The 20,832-nt window shown below is 64.8% G+C and carries 22 protein-coding genes, 1 tRNA gene and 1 pseudogene; 8 read left to right on the top strand and 16 right to left on the bottom strand.

The annotated features are described in order from the left end of the window. Positions 1 to 3 precede the first annotated feature (3 nt). A complete protein-coding gene (glpK, locus tag K1177_RS00550) occupies positions 4 to 1,491 on the top strand; it encodes a glycerol kinase GlpK (protein WP_224701207.1) in 1,488 nt (495 codons plus the stop codon). Positions 1,492 to 1,495: 4 nt separating this feature from the next. Here glpK and K1177_RS00545 read toward each other — a convergent pair whose 3' ends face one another. Together K1177_RS00545 and K1177_RS00540 are read right to left on the bottom strand one after the other, a co-directional pair. Beyond that, positions 1,496 to 2,002 carry a CAP domain-containing protein gene (locus K1177_RS00545; RefSeq protein ID WP_224701205.1) on the bottom strand — a complete coding sequence of 169 codons (507 nt, stop codon included), beginning with the start codon at positions 2,000 to 2,002 and terminating at the stop codon, positions 1,496 to 1,498. A gap of 102 nt (positions 2,003 to 2,104) precedes the next feature. Further along, positions 2,105 to 2,953 (bottom strand): aminoglycoside phosphotransferase family protein, encoded by an 849-nt coding sequence (locus K1177_RS00540; protein WP_224701203.1) that lies wholly within the window; start codon positions 2,951 to 2,953, stop codon positions 2,105 to 2,107. 219 nt (positions 2,954 to 3,172) lie between these two features. Here K1177_RS00540 and K1177_RS00535 point away from each other — a divergent pair, with 219 nt between their 5' ends. After that, positions 3,173 to 3,337 carry a hypothetical protein gene (locus K1177_RS00535; protein WP_224701201.1) on the top strand — a complete coding sequence of 55 codons (165 nt, stop codon included), beginning with the start codon at positions 3,173 to 3,175 and terminating at the stop codon, positions 3,335 to 3,337. 43 nt (positions 3,338 to 3,380) lie between these two features. Here the strand turns inward: K1177_RS00535 and uxaC are convergent, their stop codons facing one another. Then, positions 3,381 to 4,787 (bottom strand): glucuronate isomerase, encoded by a 1,407-nt coding sequence (gene uxaC / locus K1177_RS00530; protein WP_224701199.1) that lies wholly within the window; start codon positions 4,785 to 4,787, stop codon positions 3,381 to 3,383. 214 nt (positions 4,788 to 5,001) lie between these two features. Here uxaC and K1177_RS00525 point away from each other — a divergent pair, with 214 nt between their 5' ends. From K1177_RS00525 to K1177_RS00510, 4 genes are all read left to right on the top strand, one after another. Continuing rightward, positions 5,002 to 5,169, top strand: coding sequence for a hypothetical protein (locus tag K1177_RS00525; RefSeq protein ID WP_224701196.1), 168 nt, complete (start codon positions 5,002 to 5,004; stop codon positions 5,167 to 5,169). Positions 5,170 to 5,219: 50 nt separating this feature from the next. Then, a complete protein-coding gene (locus K1177_RS00520) occupies positions 5,220 to 5,891 on the top strand; it encodes a response regulator transcription factor (protein ID WP_224701195.1) in 672 nt (223 codons plus the stop codon). A gap of 11 nt (positions 5,892 to 5,902) precedes the next feature. Then, a complete protein-coding gene (locus K1177_RS00515) occupies positions 5,903 to 8,368 on the top strand; it encodes a sensor histidine kinase (RefSeq protein WP_224701194.1) in 2,466 nt (821 codons plus the stop codon). A 223-nt stretch (positions 8,369 to 8,591) separates the two neighbouring features. Then, complete coding sequence (locus tag K1177_RS00510; RefSeq protein ID WP_224701192.1) at positions 8,592 to 8,762, top strand: hypothetical protein; 171 nt, start codon at positions 8,592 to 8,594, stop codon at positions 8,760 to 8,762. A 120-nt stretch (positions 8,763 to 8,882) separates the two neighbouring features. Here the strand turns inward: K1177_RS00510 and K1177_RS00505 are convergent, their stop codons facing one another. From K1177_RS00505 to K1177_RS00445, 13 genes and pseudogenes are all read right to left on the bottom strand, one after another. Further along, positions 8,883 to 10,430: a tripartite tricarboxylate transporter permease gene (locus K1177_RS00505; RefSeq protein WP_224701190.1), complete on the bottom strand. Its 1,548-nt coding sequence runs from the start codon at positions 10,428 to 10,430 to the stop codon at positions 8,883 to 8,885. A 15-nt stretch (positions 10,431 to 10,445) separates the two neighbouring features. Further along, entirely contained in the window at positions 10,446 to 10,931 is a 486-nt protein-coding gene (locus K1177_RS00500; RefSeq protein ID WP_224701189.1) for a tripartite tricarboxylate transporter TctB family protein, read from the bottom strand. Continuing rightward, entirely contained in the window at positions 10,928 to 11,866 is a 939-nt protein-coding gene (locus K1177_RS00495; protein WP_224701188.1) for a Bug family tripartite tricarboxylate transporter substrate binding protein, read from the bottom strand. Before K1177_RS00495 ends, K1177_RS00500 begins: the two co-directional genes overlap by 4 nt. Positions 11,867 to 11,966: 100 nt before the next feature. Beyond that, complete coding sequence (locus K1177_RS00490; protein WP_224701187.1) at positions 11,967 to 13,841, bottom strand: bifunctional diguanylate cyclase/phosphodiesterase; 1,875 nt, start codon at positions 13,839 to 13,841, stop codon at positions 11,967 to 11,969. A gap of 137 nt (positions 13,842 to 13,978) precedes the next feature. Then, a complete protein-coding gene (locus K1177_RS00485) occupies positions 13,979 to 14,725 on the bottom strand; it encodes an SDR family NAD(P)-dependent oxidoreductase (RefSeq protein WP_224701186.1) in 747 nt (248 codons plus the stop codon). Between the two features lie 126 nt (positions 14,726 to 14,851). After that, positions 14,852 to 14,927 (bottom strand) — tRNA-Phe (locus K1177_RS00480). Between the two features lie 184 nt (positions 14,928 to 15,111). After that, on the bottom strand, positions 15,112 to 15,321 hold the full coding sequence (yacG, locus tag K1177_RS00475) for a DNA gyrase inhibitor YacG (protein ID WP_224701185.1): 210 nt from the start codon (positions 15,319 to 15,321) through the stop codon (positions 15,112 to 15,114). Then, a complete protein-coding gene (locus K1177_RS00470) occupies positions 15,321 to 15,959 on the bottom strand; it encodes a Maf-like protein (protein ID WP_224701184.1) in 639 nt (212 codons plus the stop codon). Before K1177_RS00470 ends, yacG begins: the two co-directional genes overlap by 1 nt. Before the next feature lie 101 nt (positions 15,960 to 16,060). Continuing rightward, positions 16,061 to 16,279 (bottom strand): translation initiation factor IF-1, encoded by a 219-nt coding sequence (gene infA, locus K1177_RS00465; protein WP_046138947.1) that lies wholly within the window; start codon positions 16,277 to 16,279, stop codon positions 16,061 to 16,063. 76 nt (positions 16,280 to 16,355) lie between these two features. Continuing rightward, positions 16,356 to 16,784 (bottom strand): arsenate-mycothiol transferase ArsC, encoded by a 429-nt coding sequence (locus K1177_RS00460; protein WP_224703662.1) that lies wholly within the window; start codon positions 16,782 to 16,784, stop codon positions 16,356 to 16,358. Between the two features lie 57 nt (positions 16,785 to 16,841). Continuing rightward, positions 16,842 to 17,333 (bottom strand): annotated as a pseudogene (locus tag K1177_RS00455) (UPF0262 family protein); the annotation flags it as partial. Between the two features lie 8 nt (positions 17,334 to 17,341). Further along, complete coding sequence (hisD, locus tag K1177_RS00450; RefSeq protein ID WP_224701183.1) at positions 17,342 to 18,634, bottom strand: histidinol dehydrogenase; 1,293 nt, start codon at positions 18,632 to 18,634, stop codon at positions 17,342 to 17,344. Between the two features lie 9 nt (positions 18,635 to 18,643). Continuing rightward, on the bottom strand, positions 18,644 to 19,078 hold the full coding sequence (locus tag K1177_RS00445; RefSeq protein WP_224701181.1) for a DUF2948 family protein: 435 nt from the start codon (positions 19,076 to 19,078) through the stop codon (positions 18,644 to 18,646). 184 nt (positions 19,079 to 19,262) lie between these two features. Here K1177_RS00445 and K1177_RS00440 point away from each other — a divergent pair, with 184 nt between their 5' ends. Further along, positions 19,263 to 19,895 (top strand): TetR/AcrR family transcriptional regulator, encoded by a 633-nt coding sequence (locus K1177_RS00440; protein ID WP_224701179.1) that lies wholly within the window; start codon positions 19,263 to 19,265, stop codon positions 19,893 to 19,895. Further along, on the top strand, positions 19,892 to 20,827 hold the full coding sequence (locus K1177_RS00435) for an HlyD family secretion protein (protein WP_224701177.1): 936 nt from the start codon (positions 19,892 to 19,894) through the stop codon (positions 20,825 to 20,827). Before K1177_RS00440 ends, K1177_RS00435 begins: the two co-directional genes overlap by 4 nt. The last annotated feature ends 5 nt before the right edge of the window (positions 20,828 to 20,832 follow it).

Raw genomic sequence — 20,832 nt, 5'->3', positions numbered from 1 at the left:
TGCATGACCTATATTCTGGCCATCGACCAGGGCACGACCTCAAGCCGGGCGATCGTATTCAACAAGGACCGGTCCATCGCTGGCGTTGGTCAGAAGGAATTCCCGCAGATCTTCCCGCAGGACGGCTGGGTGGAGCACGACCCCGAGGCGATCTGGGAGAGTGTGCTGTGGTCGATCAAGACCGCCATTGCCGATGCGGGAATCAAGGCCAGCGCCATTGCGGCGATCGGCATTACCAACCAGCGCGAGACCACGCTGATCTGGGACAGGAAAAGTGGCAAGCCCATCCACAATGCCATCGTCTGGCAGGACCGGCGCACCGCCGCCTATTGCGCTGATCTCAAGGCCGACGGCAAGGAGGGCATGGTCACCGAGAAGACCGGCCTGCTGCTCGACCCTTATTTTTCCGGCACCAAGGTCAAGTGGCTGCTCGACACTGTCGATGGCGCGCGGGCGCGGGCGGAGGCGGGCGAACTGGCCTTTGGCACAATCGACAGCTTTCTCATCTGGCGGCTGACCGGGGGCAAGCAGCATGTGACCGACGCCACCAATGCGGGGCGCACGCTGCTGTTCGATATCGGCAGCAACCAGTGGGACAAAGACCTGCTCGCGTTGTTCGAGGTGCCGGCGGCCATCCTGCCCGAGGTGAAGGACTGCGCGGACGATTTTGGCGTGACCGATGAGAGCCTGTTCGGCGCGGCCGTGCCCATCCTGGGCGTGGCGGGCGACCAGCATGCGGCGACCATCGGCCAGGCCTGCTTTGAGCCTGGCATGCTCAAATCCACCTATGGCACGGGGTGCTTTGCCCTGCTCAACACCGGCACAGAGAGGGTGCACAGCCAGAACCGACTGCTGTCGACCATTGCCTATCGGCTGGATGGCGAGACGACCTATGCGCTGGAAGGCTCGATCTTTATTGCCGGCGCGGCCGTGCAGTGGATCCGCGACGGACTCAAGCTCGTCAAGTATGCCAGCGAAACCGGGCCATTGGCCGAAAGCGCCGACCCCAGCCAGAATGTCTATATGGTGCCAGCCTTTGTGGGCCTGGGCGCGCCCTGGTGGGATGCCGAAGCGCGCGGGGCCATCTATGGGCTGACGCGCAATTCGGGCCCGGCCGAGATCGCCAAGGCGGCGCTAGAGGCGGTGTGCTACCAGACGCGCGACCTGCTGGACGCCATGCACAAGGACTGGACCGACAGCGGGGAAACCGTGCTGCGCGTCGACGGCGGCATGGTGGCATCTGACTGGACCATGCAGTTCCTCGCCGATGTGCTGGACGCGCCGGTGGACCGGCCCAAAATCCTCGAGACCACGGCCCTGGGTGCCGCCTGGCTGGCCGGCTCAAAGGCCGGTGTCTGGCCGAACATGAGCGAGTTCGCGGCCACCTGGGCGCTCGACAAGCAATTCACGCCCAAGATGGATTCAACGACGCGCAAGGCCAAGCTCGCGGGGTGGAGCGACGCGGTGCAGCGGACGCTGACGACGCGCTAGGACGTCAGGCTGGACGGAGCCAGGCGGTGAAGCTGCCGCCGGCGATCATCGCCCAATAGACCTTGCCGCTTTTGCTGCGGGCGGCGGCGAGGCCGAACTCGACGAATTTGTCATTGAGAAGGGTGGAGCGGTGGCCGGGCGATTCCATCCAGCCCTGGATGGCGCCTGGCAGGTCGCGATAGCCCTTGGCCACATTTTCGCCGACAGCGCCAAAATAGCCGGCGGCGGTGACGCGTTCGCGCAGGGTGACGCCGAGGTTGTGGCTCATGGTCTCCTTGCTGGCCATCAGGCGGGCCTGGGAGCGGGCCGCATTCTCCAGGGCGACATTATAGGCCCAGGCCGGGGCGCCATTGGCGCGGCGCACGGCGTTGATGTCGGCCAGGATTTCCTCGTCGGTAAGGTTTTCGGGCGAATTGGCCGTCTTGGGCAGCACCGGAATGGTGGCCGAACAGGCCGAGAGCGCAGCGGCGGCGCCCAAGAAGAGAAAACTGCGTCGCGGCAGAGCCATCATCGAACCAATCCTGCGTGGGCTTGCGCCATCGATATCGCGTCAGCAGCCGGCCTGTCCATGCCGCTCACGCGGCCCTGATCGCTTGCGTCCGGGCAGCAGGCATCAGGCCTGATCATAGGCGCTGAGCAAGAGCGGCAGGACGGCGAGATCGGTGGCAATCGGATTGCCCTCAGCCAAATCCCAGCAGGCCGCCAGCGCCGAATGGGCCGCGGCCCAGCCCAGAACGCGCTTGCGGTTGTAGCCGAGGCGGCTCTCGAAGGCATCGGTAAGGGCTGCGATGCGGCGCGGATTGGCGGCCAGCGCCGTGGCGCCCGCCGGGTTGCGATAGACATTGGCCAGTTCATAGGCGGGGTCGCCAATGAGCCCCTTGGGATCAATGGCCAGCCAGCCGCGGTCGGAGGCCAGGATATTGTCGTGATGCAGATCGCCATGCAGCGGGATGGCCGCCGAGGGGCGGTCGAACAGCTTGAGCGCAATGCCGCAGGCGCGGGCATAAAGGTCACGGGCGGTGTGCGGCCAGACCCGCACATCGGTGGCAAAGAGCGCGGCAAAGTGCTCGCGCAGGCCGATCAGGTCCTCAGGGGCATCGGCCCGCGGACGATGCAGATTGGCCACGACGGTGCTGATGGCGATGGTCGCTTCGTCATCACGCCCGGCGCGGGCTGGCTCCCCCAGCGTGCCGCCATCGAGCCATTCCATGAACAGCGTGTCGCCGTGCATGTCAAAGACCGTTGCCGCACCTTCGCCCTGATACCAGTTGAGCAGCAATGAGCCGCGCCGTTCCTCGGCTGCGGTTTCCGGCTTGAGGATCTTGATGGCCGCGTAGTTGCGCCCGTTCTGCTCGACGCGGAATATCCAGCTGGTGTGCGTTTCGGCGACAGGCGTTGCCTTGGTCAACGACCAGCGGATCATGGCGCGGCTGAGAGCGGTTTCGGCAGGCGACTGATTCATCATGGGCCCATTAGAGCAGAAGGGTGAGCCGGCGTGTACCGGAGACAAAGCCATGCCCGGCAATGTTGATTACACAGAGGCAGGCCGCAGCGCAAAGCCGACAATTTGACACAATAGCAACCCTGTCGAAACAAAGTCGGTGGCTGCAAGGTCTTGTTTAGGGTCTGGCGCGCTAGACTTGCGGCATGCAAACGGCGAACCCTCGAGGAGGAGTGTTCCATGCTGCATGAGCGCGTTGAGAATGGTCTGCTGGCCCCGACGGCCGCGCCCGACATCACCAGACCGGGCATCTTGCGCCAGATCGGCAATGGCCTGGGCGGGCTCTGTGTGCTGCTGCTCACCGGCCTGGTGCTGCTGATCGCGGTGATGGTCAAGTCGCGATAGTTTTGGGAGCGGCGCCCTGCGACGCCGCTGCCCCGGAGCCGGATCAGCTGATCCGGTAGGCATCCTTGGCTGCCTGGTAGCTCAGGTGGCGCGCAATTTCGGATGCGGTCGACCGCGTCAGGCGGTTCTCGCCGACCCAGCGCCCCAGGAAACCAGCGACTTCGCGGCGCCAGACATCGTGGCGCGCCGGAATGGACAGCAGAGCACGGGTGTCGTCATTGAACCCGGCCAGATTGTAGAAGCCGGCGCTTTCGACCACCTGGTCGAGATAGCGGCGAATGCCCTGCGGGCTGTCATGGAACCACCAGGGCGGCCCGATCATCAGGCTGGGCCAGAAGCCGGCCATGGGCGCCAGTTCGCGCGCATAGTTGGTCTCGTCCAGCGTGAACATCAGCAGGCGGAAATTGGGGTGATTGCCGCAACGCGCCAACAGCGCCGACAGGCCCGTCACATAATCCGTTGTGCCCGGAATATCGGCGCCGAGGTCAGCGCCGCGCTCGGCCATCAGCTGCGGATCGGTATTGCGGCGGGCACCGGCATGGAGCTGCATGACCATGCCGTCTTCGCAGGCCAGAAGCGCCATTTCTGTCATCATCTGCGCCCGGAACAGATCATTGTCCGCGAAGGACTGAGTGCCGGCCAGGACACGATCCAGCAGCGCCTGCTTTTCCACCATCGGCAGATCGGCGGTGTTGGCGGTGGGCATGCCGTGGTCGGTGGCGACGGCGCCGTATTTGCGGAAATACTCGCGCCGGATGCGATGGGCGTTGATCAGGCCATTCCAGCTCGAAACGTCCTCGCCGGTCAGTTCGCCAAACTTGAGCAGACGCTCGGGCAACCCTGCCCGGTCCGGATTGGTCACATCGTCGGGACGATAGGTGGTGCGGACACGACCGATATAGCCGTCGGCCAGCATCTTCTGGTGATGCGGCAGAGTGTCGAGAGCGAATTCGGTGGTGGCGATGACTTCAACGCGAGCCCGATCCAGCAAGGCACGCGGCAGAAGGTCAGGCGTCGCCAGCGCTGCGTCAATGCGATCATAGATGGCGTCGGCGGTCTCGGCGCTCAGTTCCTGGTCGATGCCAAAGGCCCATTTCAGCGAATGGTCGATCCAGGTCTTTGAAGGCGTGCCAGCGAACAGGTAGTAATTGGCGGCGAACAGGCGCCAGGCATCGCGCCCCTTGGCGACAGGCTGGCCATCCTTGCGCGGCACGCCCAGGTCGTCATAGCTCAGCCCGCGGCTGCGCAGCATGCGCAGCACATAATGATCGGGCGTCAGGAACAGCGTCGCCGGATCAGAAAAGCGCGTGTTGTTGGCAAACCAGGCCGGATCGGTGTGCCCGTGCGGGCTGATCAGCGGCAGGTCGGCAACCTCTGCATAGAGGTCACGCGCGATGCTGCGCGCGGGCTCGGAGGCGGGGAGAAGGCGGTCTGGATGCAGATGTGTCATGGAGCGTTCTTGCCATGATCCGAAGGCGGAATCAATCATCTTCCATACAAGATTCAGGCGAAGGGAATTTTATGTAAATTAACCGCGATTGCAGGTTCACATTCGTGCCGAGGGGCGACGGGATTACCTTTGAAGGCGGGTAAGAACAGCGCAATGCGGCGACCCAATGGCAGAGCCGACCCCAAGGGATCGGCACACCAGGGGATGATGGGACATGCCGCAGCTTGCAACGAACAAAGCCGCCGAGACCTTCGAAATTGCCCGGGCCCGCGCCAGCCGGGCCGGTCAGTTGCACCACATTCAGATGATGCTGATGGCGGCCGGGGTGGCCGGCTTCTGCATCGTGGCCGTGGCCGCAACGGTGATGACCAGTCTCCTTTAGACAGGACGATCATCACACCCTAATGTGCAGCCGGGGAGAAGCTGGCTGCCATGCGCATATTGTTGGTCGAAGACAACGAAGACCTCGGTGAGGCGATTGAAAAGCGCCTGCGCAGCGCCGGCCACTCGGTGGAATGGGTGCGCGATGGCAATGAGGTGGTGCATGCCGCCGAAGGCGATGATTTCGACGCGGTCGCGCTCGACCTGATGCTGCCCAACCGCGACGGTATCGGACTGATTGCCGAGCTCCGCCGGCGCAAGTTTACTGCCCCCATCCTGGTCATTACCGCCCGCTCGGAAATCGACGACAAGGTGAGCCTGCTCGACCTGGGCGCGGATGACTATCTGGTCAAGCCGTTTGACCTGCGCGAGCTGGAGGCGCGGCTGCGCGCCCTGATCCGGCGCACCGGGGGACAGACCAGCAGCACGCTGTCGGCGGGAAACCTCGAAATGGACCTGGCCGGGCTCAATGCCAGCGTGGGCGGGCGCTCGCTGGAGCTGGGGCGTCGCGAATTCCGGCTGCTGGAAATCCTGGTGACCCACGCCGGCAAGGTCGTGCCCAAGGAGCGGCTGATGAACCAGCTGTTCAATTTTGACGAGGCGGTGTCGGTCAATGCGCTGGAGCTGCATATCTCGCGGCTGCGCAAGAAGCTCGAGCCGGCCAGTATCGAGATCGGCACGGTGCGCGGCGTCGGCTATGTGGTGCGGCTGCCAAATGGCTAGGGCAGCACGGCATGGCGGCTAGGTCGTTTTCCATCCGGCGGCGCATCGTGGCGCTGGCGCTGGTGCTGCTGCTGGCCGCAGCGGTGGTGCTGATCGTGTTCATCCGCGACTATGCCGAACGCTCCGCCGACCGCGCCTTTGACCGGTTGCTCGCCGCCTCTGCGCTGACCATTGCCGGCGCCGTGCAGGTGGAAGACGGCACGGTGACGGTGGAATTGCCCTTTGCCTCGTTCGGCATGTTCTCCGGGCGGGACCGGGTGTTCTATGCCGTGGAGACACCGGGCGGGCGGGCCGTGACCGGCTATGAAGACCTGTCGGCAGACTTGCCGGAGCTGGTGTCGGCCGGACCGGTGTTTGCCGATGTGCTCTATCGCGGCGAGCTGGTGCGCGTGGCCAGCGTCGGGCGGCTCACCTCTTCGGGGGGCGACGCCACCTGGGTCACCATCCATGTGGCCGAGACACAGAATGAGCGCGAGGCGCTGGCGGGGGAAATCCTCTCCAACGCCATCGTTCCGGTGGTGGCGCTGACGCTGTTGGCGATCGGGCTGGTGTGGTTCGGCATCGGCCGCATGTTCGCGCCGCTCTATCAGCTCGAACAGGAGCTGCGGGGCCGCGCGCCGGACGATCTGTCCCCGGTGGATGTGCCCGTGCCGGTGGAGGTGCGCCAGCTGGTGGGCGGGCTCAACGCCTTCATGGCCCGGCTGGGCAGCGCCATGGAGCGGGTGAGCGGGCTAGTGGCCGAGGCGGCCCATGAGGTGCGCACGCCCCTGGCGTCGCTGCGTGCGCAGGCCGAAGTGGCCATGGACGAACAGGACCCAGAGGCGCTGCGGCGGCGCGTGGGCCGCATTCACCAGGGCGCGGTGCAGGCCAGCCAGTTGGTGAGCCAGCTGCTGATGGAGGCGACCATCTCACACCGGCTGGAAAACCAGGACAGCGACACCACTGTCTTTGGTTCGGTGGTCGAAGAGGTGCGGCAGCGGCTGGACCCCGAGCAGGCAGGCCGGCTCGCCGGCACGCTGCCCGAAGCGGCGGCCGCCGCATCGATCCGTGGCGACCGGGTGGCGCTGCGCGAAATGGTGCGCAATGTGGTGGACAATGCCCTGGTCTATTCGGACGGGCCGGTTGAGCTGGACGGACGGATGGCGGATGGCGTGATGACCTTTATCGTGCGCGACCATGGCCCCGGGATTGCCGACGATGAGAAAAGCCAGGTGCTGGAGCGCTTCAAGCGCGGCACGGCCAGTGGTAGCAAGGCCGGCTCGGGCCTGGGGCTGTCGATCGTCAAGCGCGTTGCCGAGGCACACAGGGGCGCATTGCGCCTGCTCGACCGGGCGGGTGGTGGGCTGGTGGTGGAGATCGACCTGCCGACCGTTGGCCGCACGCCGCGCATGGAGCAATTGCGCAAGGCCCTGGGCAGCTTTTCCGCTGTGGTGATCTGCCTGGTGCTGGCCCTGGCGCAACCGGCGGATGCCGCCTCGACCCGCTATCCGGCGCCCGATGGCGAGACGGGTGCCGTGCTCACCATTGTCGGCGTCACCGACACGCCGTTGTTTGCCCAGATCATCAGCGCATTCCAGGCACAGCGGCCCGACATCACGGTGGTCTACGAAGAAACGGACTCGCTGCCGCTTTATGAGCGGTTTCTGGCCGGCGACATGGCGCCAAAGCCGGACCTGCTGATCAGCTCGGCCTCGGATCTGATGATCAAGCTCGCCAATGACGGCCACGCGATGGCCTATGACTCGCCCTGGCTGAGCGGCCTGCCCGAATGGGCGCACTGGCGCAACGAGGTGTTCGGCTTCACCTTCGAGCCAGCAGTGATCATCTACAATCCGGACCTGATTTCTGCAGACGAGGTGCCGCGCACCCATCTGACCCTCACCGAAATGCTGGAGACGCAGACCGAGCGGTTTCGCGGCAAGATTGCCACCTATGACATTGCGCTCAGTGGCGTGGGCTATCTGCTGGCAGCGCAGGACCAGCTGATCTCCTCGAACTTCTGGCGGCTGGCCGCGGCCTTCGGCCGGGTGAATGCACGCTTCTCCGGCTCGAGCCCGGCCATTCTCAATGGCGTGGCCGATGGGTCGCTGGCGCTGGGCTATAATGTGCTGGGGTCCTATGCCTTCGGGCGCAAGGCGGGCGGAGCCAATATCGAAATCGTCGTTCCGGACGATTATGTACTCGTACTGACGCGGGCGATGCTGATCCCACGCGACGCGCCCTACCCCGAGCTGGGCAAGGCCTTTGTGGATTTCGCCTTGTCGCCGGCCGGACAGGCCGTAGCTGCCGGCCCGACCGCGCTGGGCTCGGTGATGAATGGCGCCGATGGCCAGTGGACCAGCGAAGCCATCGCCGCCATGGGGCGTGGCGTGATCCAGCCGATTGGCCTGGGCCCTTCCCTGATGGTGTCGCTGGACCAGCAGCGCCGCAAGCGCTTCCTCGACAGCTGGGGCGAGATCGTCTCCCCCAAGCCATGAGACGCTTCTGGAACGCTGCAGGCATGCAACAAGCGCATGGATAAGACCGAAGTCGTAGACTGACTGCCTATTTCCGGTGAATTTTGCCATGCGCGCGAAGTGTTTTGCACCAAACGCATAGCTGGCTTGTTGATGACCCCCTAGTATTTGCCGGCGCTCAGGCCCATCTGTCGAAGCATGAAAGCAGTACGGCAATCCGGCCGGAGCTTTGGAGGATTGGATTATGAGCACCCCCCGCAAGTCTTTCTTTGCGACCCTTGGCACGTTCGTGGAAGTGTTCGGCAGCGCTGCTGCCGTGTCCCATGCCGTCGAGGGCGGGCGTTCGCCGAAGGCCAAGCATCTGAAGTCTCTCGGTATCGACGCTGACGCTTTCCGTTCGATCGGCAAGAACTAAGTCAGCCTGCTGCGGCGTTTCCCTCCCTGTACGCTGCGCGCTGTCGTCGATCTGACGTGAAAAAGCCCGGGTGCCTTGATTGGCACCCGGGCTTTTGCCTGTCTGTTGTACTGAGAGAGCCTAGTCCTCGTCGGCGGCCATTTGCGAGAGCACGTCGCCCTTGCCGCGCATGCGCAACCAGAGCGGCACCAGCACCGCGGCCGCGGCGATGACATAGAGCCCAATGGCGATGGGGGAATGCACGAGCGCGGTGAAATCACCCTGGCTGATGGCCAGCGCCCGCCGCAACTGCTGCTCGGCCATGGGCCCCAGGATCAGGCCGATGACCACGGGCGCGATGGGGTAGCCGAACAGGCGCAGCAGATAGCCCAGGACGCCGAAGGCCAGCAGCATCATCAGCTCGAACGAGAAGCTGATCGGGCCCAGATGACCTGACATGGCGCCATTGGCCCCCAGTGTGCCCAGGGTGGCGAACACCAGGATGCCGCCATAGAGCCAGGGCTTGGGGATATTGAGCAGGCGCACCCACAGGCCCACCAGCGGCAGATTGAGCACCACCAGCATGAAGTTGGCGACCAGAAGGCTGGCAATCAGCGCCCAGACCAATGAGGCATTGTTGGTGAACAGCAAGGGGCCGGGCTGCAGACCGAACTGCTGGAAGCCTGCCAGCATGATGGCGGCGGTGGCCGAGGTGGGCAGGCCCAGGGTCAGGAGCGGCACCAGCGTGCCGGCGGCGGAAGCGTTGTTGGCCGCTTCGGGCCCGGCAACACCCTCGATGGCGCCTTCGCCGAACTCTTCGGGATGCTTGGTGAGCTGGCGTTCGGCGGCATAGGAGAAGAATGTGCCGATCTCGGCGCCGCCCGCCGGCATGGCGCCGATGGGGAAGCCGATTGCCGTGCCGCGCAGCCAGGGCGCCCAGGAGCGCTTCCAGTCTTCCAGCGTCATCCAGACCGAGCCCTTGATGGCCATGACCTCGTCTTTGACGTTGGCGCTGGTGCTGGCGATCATCAGCGTCTCGCCAATGGCGAACAGCGCCACGGCCAGGGTGGTCACCTCGATGCCGTCGAGCAGATCGGGGATGCCGAAGGCCAGGCGTGCCTGCCCGCTCTGCAGATCGATGCCGATCAGGCCCAGCCCCAGACCGATGAAGAGCGCCGTGATGCCGCGGAGCGGGCTGTCGCCGAAGGCTGCCGAGACGGTGACAAAGGCCAGCACCATGAGGGCGAAATAGTCCGCCGGGCCGAACATCAGGGCGATCTTGACCACCCAGGGCGCAATGAAGGCCAGGGCGAGAGTAGCGATGAGGCCAGCGATAAAGGAGCCGATGGCAGCAGTAGCCAGGGCGGGGCCCCCGCGGCCCTTGCGGGCCATCTTGTTGCCCTCGAGCGCGGTGACGATCGAGGCACTCTCCCCCGGCGTGTTGAGCAGGATGGAGGTGGTCGAGCCGCCATACATGCCGCCATAGTAGATGCCGGCAAACATGATGAGAGAGCCCGCCGCATCCAGCTTGTAGGTGACGGGGAGCAGCAGGGCGACGGTGAGCGCCGGGCCAATGCCGGGCAGCACGCCCACGGCGGTGCCCAGGGTGACGCCGATAAAGGCATAGATCAGGTTCTGCCACTGCAACGCCGACAGGAGCCCTTCGTAGAGCAGTCCGAAAGTGTCCATCTCAACAGGTTCCGATCAGGGCAGGAGACGTTCGAGCGGGCCGGCAGGCAGCGACAGCTGCAGACCGCGCGCAAAGATGAACCAGACCAGCAACGCAAAGACGATGCCGATCGGAATGGTCTGCCAGAGCGGGCCGCGACCAAATCCCTTGGCGGTGAAGGCAAACAACAGGCCAGTAGCTATGGCAAAGCCGGCCGTGGACAGCAGCATGATCTGGGCGAGCAAGCCGGCGACGATCCAGAGCATAGGCCCCATGTCGCCCTTTTCGCGTGGCGGGAAGCTGCCGCGCAGCGCCTGGACCAATGTGCCCAGGGACAGCGCCAGCAGACCGGCGGCAATCACATAGGGAAAGACGGTCGGGCCGACCCGCTGCTGCACCGGCGGCAGGCGCATCTGGCTGGTCTGCCAGATGATGACGCCGGCGATGACGGCCAGGATCAGCGCGATGACAAGCGCCGCCCCATCGGGGCGGCGCGCAAGGTTGGGTCCGCCGGTGGTCATTGCACCAGGCCGACGTCTTTCAGGATGGCCGAGGTGGCTTCGATGTCCTTGGCAAGCTGGGCGTCGAAGTCGGCGCCGGCCATGTACATGTCCGTCCAGCCCTTGGTTTCGAGCGCGGTCTTCCAGGTCTGCGACATGGCCATCTTTTCGATGTCGGCGGTCACAGCAGCCTTCTGCTCGTCGGTGATGCCGGGTGCCGCGGCAACCATGCGCCAGTTGGTGACGGCCACGTCGACGCCGGCATCCTTGAGGTTGGGAATATCGCCGACGGCAGTGTCGCCCGTCACCGCGAGGGCGCGCAGGTCGCCCGCCTCGATCTGGGAGGCAAATTCACCGACGCCGGAAATGCCGACAGTCACCTGACCGCCCAGCACGGCAGCCAGCGCCTCGCCACCGCCCGAATAGGCGATGTAGTTGATCTGGGTGGGATCAACACCGACAGCCTTGGCGATCAGCCCGGCTGCGATGTGGTCAACGCCGCCAGCCGAACCGCCAGCCCAGGAGACCGAGCCCGGATCGGCCTTGAGCTTGGCCACCAGGTCATCCATGGTCTTGAGCTCGGAGGCAGCGGGGACGACGATGACGTCCGCCTCGCCGATCAGGCGGGCGATCGGGGTCACGTCGGCCAGGGTCACCGGCGACATGTTGGTCAGAACGGCACCAACCATCACATAGCCACCCACGATGAGGGCATCGGGATTGCCGGTGGACTGGTTGACGAACTGGGCCAGGCCGATGGTGCCACCGGCGCCAGGGACGTTGGTGACCTGCACATTGCCCGAGATGCCCTCAGCCTGCAGCGCTTCCTGCATGGTGCGGGCGGTCTGGTCCCAGCCACCGCCCGGCGAGGCCGGCGCCATGATGGTGTAGTCGGCGGCATAAGCCGGAACGGCGAGCGCGCCCGTCAGCAGCGCAGCAACAAACAGCTTGTTCATAAGTCCTCCCATGGAAATCAGCGAACGTCTCTGCGTTCATGGGAAGCAGGCTAGTCCGGCAAGCCTGTCGCCGTCCTGTCACGCGGCGGGCGATGACGGCTCAGCGGGACTGACGGCTCCGGTGCTTGCGGCCGGGCGCGGACGGGGCGATGGCAGGGCTGGCGTTGCGGTATTGCGCGAAAAGCTGCAGCAGCCGGGTGGTTTCATCAAAGGAAACCGGGCGCGAGAACAGATAGCCCTGCCCCAGGACGCAACCGAGGTCGCTGAGCGCCTTGACCTGATCGGCTGTCTCGATGCCCTCGGCGATGATGCGCATATCCAGCTTGCGGGCGATATCGATGATCGAGCCAACAATGACATCGCTGGCACGGGCCGCGCCGACATTGTCCACGAAGGACTTGTCGATCTTGATCACATCAACGGGAAAGCTCAGCAGATGGGTGAGCGAGGCAAAGCCGGTGCCGAAATCGTCCAGGGCGACGAGCATGCCAAGGCGACGCAAGGCGCCGACAGCCTTGGGCACGGCCTGATCGCTGCCGCCCATGAAGACCGCCTCGTTGACCTCCAGCACGATATGCTTGAGCGGCACGTCATAGCGTCCGAAGGCGGCCACGATGCGCTGCTCGAGATCACCGCGCTGGAAATCGCCGGTGGTGACATTGATGCCCACATGCTGGATGGGAATGCCCATATCCAGCCAGCGCCGGATGTCGCCAGCGATCTGGGTCAGCATCTGGCCGGTCAGTTGCCAGGCGATACGCGGATCGGCCAGCGCGGCATGGAACTCGCCGGCGCTGGCGATGCGACCGTCGGGCATGCGCATGCGCGCCAGCGCCTCCAGACCGACGATTTCGGCAGAATCGAGCCGAACGACGGGCTGGTAATGCGCCAGGATGCGATTTTCGGCCAAGGCGCGATCGACACTGCGCACCATGCTGGCGCGCTCGAGCATGGTCGTGCGCAGCCCGGGCGAAAAATGCACGAAGTCGCCGCGGTGCACTTCCTTGGCGTGATAGAGGGCAAAATCGGCATTCTGGCGCAGGGCGGCACCGTCCTGGCCGTCGGGCCCGAACAGGGCGCCACCGATGGTGATATGGGGGTCGATGGTCTGCCCGCCCGCCTCGATAAGTCCGCGGGCCGCGGCCAGGATGTGCGCGGCTGCGTCACCGAGCGTTTCGGCGGTGTGGCAATCATCGACCAGAACGGCAAACTCGTCGCCGCCCAATCGGCAGGCCACAATATTGGGGCCAAGGCCACTGATCCGCCCGGCGATGGTGCTGATCAGGACATCGCCCATGCCGTGGCCAACCGTATCGTTGATCAGCTTGAGGTGGTCGATGTCGATCAGCAGCAGGCCAAAACCCGCGCCGGCGGCCACCCGCCGGGCGAGCAGTTCGTTGAAGTGCCCGCGATTGGGCAGACCTGTCAGGCCGTCGTAATAGGCAAGACGGTGATTGCGGCGGCGCACTTCCTCATGGTCGAGCGCCAGGGCGCACAGATGCACGCAGGTCTCGACAATCTTGCGCTCCATGGCGTCCGGGCCGCGGCAGGTTGCAAAATAGAACGCAAAGGTCGCGACCACATTGCCTTGCTGGTCAAAGATGGGCGTCGACCAGCAGGCCCGCAGCCCCAGGGGAAGGGCCATCTCGCGATAGTCCTCCCAGAGCGCGTCATGTTCGATGTCGGTGACGATGACAGGGGCCTTGCGCCAGGCCGCCGTGCCGCAAGAGCCGGTCTTGGGTCCGGCCCGAAGCCCATCAAGCGCCCGGGAATAATGTGCGGGCAGGCTGGGCGCCGCCAGCGGGTGAATGGTGCCATCCGGATCAATGGCCAGGATCGAACAGATGGCGCCCGGGGCAATCGCCTCGGTGCGATGGCAGAGCAGCTCGGCGATGGCCGTCAGAGGCTCGCCACGCGCCACGGCTTCGAGCACTTCAGTCTGCAGGCGCAGCAACACTGAACTATGGGTGACCATATCGGGCCCCTGAACATAAATGCGATCTGGCAAAGCCCTGCGGTCATGTTCACAGCGCCATTTATTGAGAATGCGCGAGAACACTGAAGCAGAGGTTATTATTCAGATCGAATTTGTTCGGTAGCCGAAACTCCAGATCAATAAGTTGCTCGTCCGCCGGACAAATCAAACACACTTGCCGTGGTAAAACTGTTGTCTCGACTGACCAGCCAGGCCACCATGGCCGCAGCCTCGTCGACCTCAAGGAAGCGGCCACGGGGGATGCGCACCAGCATGTAGTCAATGAACTCTGGGGTCAGCGTCTCGAGTATGCGGGTCTTGGCCGTGGCCGGCGTGATGGCGTTGACTGCGATGTCAAAGCGCGCCAGTTCCTTGCCGAGCGATTTGGTCAGGCCGATCACGCCCGCCTTGGCGGCCGAATAGGCGGACAGATTGGGATTGCCCTCCTTGCCGGCGATGGAGGCAATATTGACGATGCGTCCATAGTTGCGCGCCTTCATGCCGGGGATCACCACCTTGTTGACATAGAAGGTGCCGTTGAGGTTGACCTCGACGATGCGGCGCCACTCGTCGGGATCGTAGTCTTCGAGCGTGGCATTGGCGCCGGCGATGCCGGCTGAGTTGACCAGGATGGCAATGGGTCCCACATCGCGCTCGACCGCCATCTGTGCCCCGACGAGACCAGGATAGTCGGTGATATCTACAACGACGCTGGAGGCCGCGGGGCCAAGCGCCGCCGTTGCTTCGGCCAGGACGGCGGCATTGGCGTCCCAAAGGCTGACCTTGGCGCCACTGGCGATCAAGCGCTGTGCAATGGCGAAGCCGAGGCCCTGCGCGCCGCCGGTCACGACCGCCACCTGCCCGACTAGATCGATCTGGTTCATCCCACCCCTCCTCTGCCCGCAGTTGCGGGCGCACGCCGATTTACGGCCGCCGACTCTGTGCACACAGTGTGTGCCAACCCGCGCGTGCTGAACAGGTGAATTTGATAGTGTTCTGAAGGGGAAGGATGGTGCCCGGGACCGGAATCGAACCAGTGACACGCGGATTTTCAATCCGCTGCTCTACCAACTGAGCTACCCGGGCATCGGGGCGGCAGGGCCGCCCGGCTGAAAGCCATGGGCCTTATAGGGGAAGGGTTTTGCCCGCGCAAGCGGGAAAAGGGCATGTGGAAAAGGAGTTTGCGCGGGCGTGCTACAATATGGCCCAAGCCCCCGGTTTCCGGGGCATCCAGCGCTGCGGCAGCGGGCATATTCTGCCGCCAGTGCCGCTAGAACCGGTCGTCCTCGTCGCCGCCGGGCACCGAATTGTCGTCTTCGGACATGGGCTCGTCATCGCGCGCCGGAATGACATAGCCACCGGTCAACCACCGGTTGAGGTCGACGTCAGCGCAGCGCTTGGAGCAAAAGGGCTTGAAGGCGGCCACCGTGGGCTTGCCGCAGATGGGGCACTTGCGTTCGGGAGCGACGGGCTCGGCCATCAGACGCCGGACAGGGTGGATTGATTGAGCCAGTTGAAATGCACGGGATAGCCTTCGCCGGCCAGCAGTTGCGCCGTTTCCATCAGCGGCAGGCCGACAACGGCGGAATAGGAGCCCGAGAGCTTGACCACAAAGGCACCGGCAATGCCCTGAATGGCATAGCCGCCGGCCTTGTCGCGCCATTCGGCGCTGGCCAGATAGGCTTCCATTTCCCGTGTCGAGAGGCGCTTGAAGCGCAGGCGTGTTTCCACCAGCCGCTGGCGCTTGGCGCCAGAGGGGGTGAGCACGGTAACACCGGTGTAGACGCGATGCGCGCGACCCGACAGCAGGGCGAGGCACTGGCTGGCCTCTTCCATCGTCTCGGCCTTGGGCAGGATGCGTCGCCCCACGGCGACGACAGTGTCGGCGCCCAGCACCAGCGCGCCTTCGCCAAAGCCGGCGGACCGGGCCTTGTGCTGGGCTTCGACAGCCTTGAGCTCCGACAGGCGCATGGCCAGGCGACGCGGCAGCTCGCCCTTTTCCGGCGTCTCGTCCACATGGGCGGGCACAAGATGCTCGGGCTCGATGCCGATCTGGTTGAGCAAGGCCAACCGACGTGGCGACGCAGATGCCAGGATCAGATCCGGACGGCTGGCCATGATGGGATCAAGCTCCGTTTGTGGGGGGTGCCGGACCGACGAAGACGGCGATCGCTGCTATCGAGCCATACCGCAGCTGAACTGCGGGACGCCGCGCCAGATTATTTGAAGCGGTAGGTGATGCGGCCCTTGGTCAGGTCATAGGGCGTCATTTCGCACAAGACCTTGTCGCCTGCCAGCACGCGGATGCGATTCTTGCGCATGCGGCCTGCGGTGTGGGCGATGATCTCATGCTCATTCTCCAACTTGACCCGAAAGGTCGCGTTGGGCAGCAATTCCACTACCACGCCCGGGAATTCGAGCACTTCTTCCTTTGCCATACTGTCTCCAGAAAAGACCCCGCGCAGCTCGGATTGGCGCGCCAGGGGTCGGAAATTGCGCGGAACCTACTTCAATTCAATGGATTTGTGAACCACCGGAAACCAGAGGCTCCAACCGAGCCCTGACCCGCTTGTCCAGCGTGTCCCGCAAGTCACGATAGGCTGCCAGAACGACGTCGCGACTGCCTTCAACCAGCGAGGGATCCTGGATGTGCCAGGCCTCAATGGCGCCTGCCTCCAGACCCTTGCGCGCCACAGCCTCGGGCGCGTCATCGGACAGGCAGATCACCAGATCGAAACGATTGGCCACCAGCTCATCGAGGATATGGGGCGTGTGCACGCTCATATCAACACCGATCTCTTCCATCACCTCGTGGACGAACTGGTCGGCCTTGCCACCATTGACGCCAACCGAGCGCGCGATGATGCGCCCCGGGAAGGCCTTGCGGGCGATGGCGGCGGCAATGGGGGAGCGCACCGAGTTCATCGAACAGACAAACAGCACGCTGGGCAGTTCGGATTTGCTCTCGTCGATTCGGCTGGCATAGGGCTGCACGGCGCAGATGAGCGTGAAGAGCCGGCGTGCGGTGTTGAGATCGATGATGAGCTTGTTATCCAGCCGCGTGCGCAGCAGTTCGGCTGCCTCGTTGTGGATGCCGCGACGGGCCATGTCGACGGTTTCGATCTGGAACGGCTGGGCCGAGCGGATCGCCTCGTAATAGGCGTCGCGGATGCGGAAGTAGTCGCGGATCAGCCGGCGGAACGGGGTCAGTGACAGATAATGCGCGGCAATGGGCTGGAAGGTCTCGGGGTGGCGTACGTCGAGCACGATGGCGTTGCCGACGATGGACATGTGCAGCGCAAACGGGCCCACCGCCGCCACGCGCGCGGGGCGGAAGCTGTTGTCCTCAAGCAGATCATAGATGGCGATGCGCCACTCATGCACCTCGTCAGGATTGATCGAGGTGATGGTGTTGGGGTCGAGCGTGACGGTGACGAGGCGATCGGTGCTGGCCAGAGATTTCGCTTTTGCCGTCCCGTTTGCTGTCGCCATCGCAGAGGTCACCTGTTGGAGCGGATCGATACGGAGCGGCCGTGGCCGTCGAGCCCCTCGACCTCGGCCAGGATCTCGGCCGCTTCGGCCAGCGCCGACAGCGAGCCGGGATCGCAGCCCAGCAGCGAGGTGCGCTTCATGAAGTCGAGTACGCCCAGGCCAGAGGCGAAGCGGGCCGTACCGGCGGTGGGCAACACATGGTTGGAGCCGCCGACATAGTCACCGATGGCCTCGGGTGTGTGATGGCCAATGAAGATCGCGCCGGCATGACGAATGTCGTCCAGGATGGCACGGGGATCGTCGAGCGCCAGCTCCACATGTTCGGAGGCAATGCGATTGGCCAGATCGGTGGCCTGCCGCAAGGACGAGACGGTGATGATGGCGCTGTACTTGTCCCAGCCCTCGCGGGCATTGGTCGGATCGGGCAACAGGGCAATCTGGCGATCCACCTCGCGGTCGACCATGTCGGCCAGGGCCCGGTCGGTGGTCACCAGGATAGAACGTGCCCCGGCCCCATGCTCGGCCTGGGCGATGAGGTCGGCGGCGACCCAGGCGGGGTTGGCGGAGCTATCGGCAATCACCAGCACTTCGGAGGGCCCAGCGATCATGTCGATACCGACCTGGCCGAACACCTGGCGCTTGGCCGCGGCGACATAGGCGTTGCCGGGGCCGACGACCTTGTCAACGCTGGCAATGGTGTCGGTGCCATAGGCGAGCGCCGCGATGGCCTGGGCGCCGCCGATCCGATAGATCTCGGTGACCCCGGCGATCTGGGCGGCGAGCAGGATGGCCGGATTGATCTCGTTGTCGGGCGTTGGCACGACCATGGCAATGCGCGCCACGCCCGCCACCTTGGCCGGCACGGCGTTCATCAGCACCGAGGATGGATAGGACGCAAGGCCCCCGGGCACATAGATGCCCACGGCGTCCACCGGCGTCCAGCGTGTGCCCAAGGTGACGCCCAGGGCATCGGTATAGATGTGGTCGCTCGGCTTCTGCTTTTCGTGATGCGCCTTGATGCGATCATGCGCTGTCTGCAGCGCGCCGCGCACGCGGTCGGAAACGCCAGCAGCGGCGGTGGCGATGGCGTCCGGCCCGATGCGCAGGTCGTTGACGGCGTAGTTGGTGCGATCAAAGCGGTTGGTATAGTCCAGCACGGCAGCATCGCCGCGACGCTGGACGTCGCTGATGATGGCCGCAACCGTATCGCTGACGTCCTGGCTGGATTCGCGCTTGCTCGACAGCAGTTCGGCAAAACGCGCTTCAAAGCCTTCGTCAGCGCTATCTAGGCGGAGGGTCATGAACAGTCCTTAGTCCAGGGCGTGGGCCGGCTTGGCGGCTGCGGCCCAGGCCGCGCCGAGATCGGATAGACGGGCCTCGAGGCACTCAACGCCCAGACGCACCGTGCCGCCGCCGGCAAAACTGAGTTCGATGATGCCTGCCGGACCATCGATGGGGGAGAAGGTGATGGCCAGCAAGGACAGCACGCCCTCGGGCGCAGCCGGGTCAAATCCGGCTGTCGATACCGACTGGACCGAGTCGAAATGCAGGGCGGCGCGCTTGCGCTGGCCCTTGTCCCGCCGCCCCTGGCCCGATTGCCAATCATAGCGGTTCATCAGCAAGGCAAAGCGCCGATCGCCACGGGCATAGCCCATGTCAGCGACACGGACGACAGCATCCTGCACATGGGCAGAGATGACTTCGAGGTCTTCGGTATCGAGCGCAATGAGCTTGAGGTCGGTCATGAACAGGCAGTCCCTCGGGGATTGGTCGACCCTATCTGGTCACCCCTGCCCCGATCTACAAGCTTGACCGCATCGGGGCAATGCAGCAGCGGCAAAAAGGCGACCCAGCGACAATTTGGGACGATGGCACAACCTTGCTAATGACTGACCAGTCATTTATTAGTGAAAGGGACTGGAGACCACCATGACCGAGACCACCAAGAAATTCCGCCGCCGCGCAGAAGCCCGTCCCGACGAGGTCCTCGATGCTGCGCTGGCAGTGTTCGTGGAAAAGGGCTTTGCGGCCGCCAAGGTCGAGGAGATCGCGCGGCAGGCCGGCGTTTCCAAGGGTCTGGTCTATCTCTACTTCCCATCCAAGGAGGCTCTGCTTGAAGGCATCGTGCGGCGGGCGCTGGCGCCCATTGCCGATGAGGCGGTGAACCGCCTGGCGCATTTTGACGGGGACCCCAGGGACGCCATAACCATGCTGCTGACAACCATCTGCCTGCAGCTCAGCGATCCGGCCCGGCTGGCCATCCCCAAGGTGGTGATCAGCGAAGTGGTGCGCTTCCCGGCGATTGCGTCGATGTATCGGCGCGAGGTGATCGACAAGGTGCGGCCGGCACTGGCGACGCTGCTGGCCCGCGGCGTTGCGGCTGGTCATCTTCGCCCCATTGACCCGGAAATGGCGATCCGCTCGGTGATCGGGCCACTGGTGGTGCATATCGCGCTCTTCGCCCTGTTCGATGTCGACAGCGAGGCTGGGCTGGACATGCCGCGCCTGCTGGAGAGCCACCTCGATATCCTTTTCCACGGTATCAGCGCGGTGACACCATGAGCGACTTCCTGACCGGTCTCCTGGCCGCAATCCTGGCGCTGCTGCCCGGAGGCGCCACTGCGCCAGCCGGATACGTGGGCTATCTGGAGGCCGACTATGTCTATGTCGCACCCGCCAGCCCCGGGCGGATTGTCGATATCGCGGTGGCCGAAGGCGATGCGGTGACCGCCGGACAGCTGGTGTTTGCGCTCGACGACCGGCAACAGAAGGCGCAGCGCGATGCGGCACAGGCGCGCGTAGCCTCTGCGCAGGCCAGCCTGGACAATCTGGAAACCGGCAGCCGTACGCAGGAAATCGACGTTATCCGCGCCGCGCTGAGCAAGGCGCAGTCGGACCTGGCCCTGGCGCAGGCCAATCTTTTGCGCAGCGAGAAGCTGCTGGCCGCCGGCGCGGTGCCGGCGGTGCGCGTCGAGCAGGACCGGGCAGCGGTCAATGCCGCCCAGGCGCAAGTCGCGCAATATTCCGCCCAGGTGGGTGTGGCCGAGCTGCCGGCGCGATCGGCGCAGCAGGTAGCGGCAGAGGCCAATCTGACAGCGGCGCGCGCCGATGCCGAGGGCGCCGCCATTGTTCTGGCAGACCGCCAGACCGTGGCCCCGGTCAGCGGCGTGGTGGACAAGCTGTTCTTTCAGGAAGGAGAGATGGTCAACGGCGCACCCGTGCTCTCGATCCGCCCGGCAGGGGCCATCAAGGCGCACTTCTTCGTGCCCGAGGCGGACCGGTCGAGCCTGGCGATCGGCCAGCGCGTTCATGTCAGCTGCGATGGCTGCGCGGTGCTGGAGGCGACGATCACCACCCTGGCGGCCGAGCCGCAGACCACGCCACCAGTGATCTATTCGCGCCAGGAACGCGGGCGGCTTGTCTATCTGGTGGAGGCGGAGCTGAGCGCGCCCGGCCAGTTGCTACCGGGACAGCCCGTCACGGTGACCCGATGACCAGT

Source organism: Devosia aquimaris, assembly GCF_020169335.1.
Lineage (GTDB): Bacteria > Pseudomonadota > Alphaproteobacteria > Rhizobiales > Devosiaceae > Devosia > Devosia aquimaris.
This window is presented reverse-complemented; position numbering and strand designations above follow the sequence as displayed.

Coding starts and splice junctions, on each gene's coding strand:
- K1177_RS00515 (WP_224701194.1), top strand. CDS start 5,903: ATGGCGGCTAGGTCGTTTTCCATCCGGCGGCGCATCGTGGCGCTGGCG.
- K1177_RS00445 (WP_224701181.1), bottom strand. CDS start 19,078: ATGACCGACCTCAAGCTCATTGCGCTCGATACCGAAGACCTCGAAGTC.
- K1177_RS00520 (WP_224701195.1), top strand. CDS start 5,220: ATGCGCATATTGTTGGTCGAAGACAACGAAGACCTCGGTGAGGCGATT.
- glpK (WP_224701207.1), top strand. CDS start 4: ATGACCTATATTCTGGCCATCGACCAGGGCACGACCTCAAGCCGGGCG.
- infA (WP_046138947.1), bottom strand. CDS start 16,279: ATGGCAAAGGAAGAAGTGCTCGAATTCCCGGGCGTGGTAGTGGAATTG.
- K1177_RS00490 (WP_224701187.1), bottom strand. CDS start 13,841: ATGGTCACCCATAGTTCAGTGTTGCTGCGCCTGCAGACTGAAGTGCTC.
- yacG (WP_224701185.1), bottom strand. CDS start 15,321: ATGGCCGAGCCCGTCGCTCCCGAACGCAAGTGCCCCATCTGCGGCAAG.
- K1177_RS00495 (WP_224701188.1), bottom strand. CDS start 11,866: ATGAACAAGCTGTTTGTTGCTGCGCTGCTGACGGGCGCGCTCGCCGTT.
- K1177_RS00470 (WP_224701184.1), bottom strand. CDS start 15,959: ATGGCCAGCCGTCCGGATCTGATCCTGGCATCTGCGTCGCCACGTCGG.
- K1177_RS00545 (WP_224701205.1), bottom strand. CDS start 2,002: ATGATGGCTCTGCCGCGACGCAGTTTTCTCTTCTTGGGCGCCGCCGCT.
- K1177_RS00510 (WP_224701192.1), top strand. CDS start 8,592: ATGAGCACCCCCCGCAAGTCTTTCTTTGCGACCCTTGGCACGTTCGTG.
- K1177_RS00440 (WP_224701179.1), top strand. CDS start 19,263: ATGACCGAGACCACCAAGAAATTCCGCCGCCGCGCAGAAGCCCGTCCC.
- K1177_RS00535 (WP_224701201.1), top strand. CDS start 3,173: ATGCTGCATGAGCGCGTTGAGAATGGTCTGCTGGCCCCGACGGCCGCG.
- K1177_RS00540 (WP_224701203.1), bottom strand. CDS start 2,953: ATGAATCAGTCGCCTGCCGAAACCGCTCTCAGCCGCGCCATGATCCGC.
- K1177_RS00505 (WP_224701190.1), bottom strand. CDS start 10,430: ATGGACACTTTCGGACTGCTCTACGAAGGGCTCCTGTCGGCGTTGCAG.
- uxaC (WP_224701199.1), bottom strand. CDS start 4,787: ATGACACATCTGCATCCAGACCGCCTTCTCCCCGCCTCCGAGCCCGCG.
- K1177_RS00435 (WP_224701177.1), top strand. CDS start 19,892: ATGAGCGACTTCCTGACCGGTCTCCTGGCCGCAATCCTGGCGCTGCTG.
- K1177_RS00485 (WP_224701186.1), bottom strand. CDS start 14,725: ATGAACCAGATCGATCTAGTCGGGCAGGTGGCGGTCGTGACCGGCGGC.
- K1177_RS00500 (WP_224701189.1), bottom strand. CDS start 10,931: ATGACCACCGGCGGACCCAACCTTGCGCGCCGCCCCGATGGGGCGGCG.
- K1177_RS00525 (WP_224701196.1), top strand. CDS start 5,002: ATGCCGCAGCTTGCAACGAACAAAGCCGCCGAGACCTTCGAAATTGCC.
- hisD (WP_224701183.1), bottom strand. CDS start 18,634: ATGACCCTCCGCCTAGATAGCGCTGACGAAGGCTTTGAAGCGCGTTTT.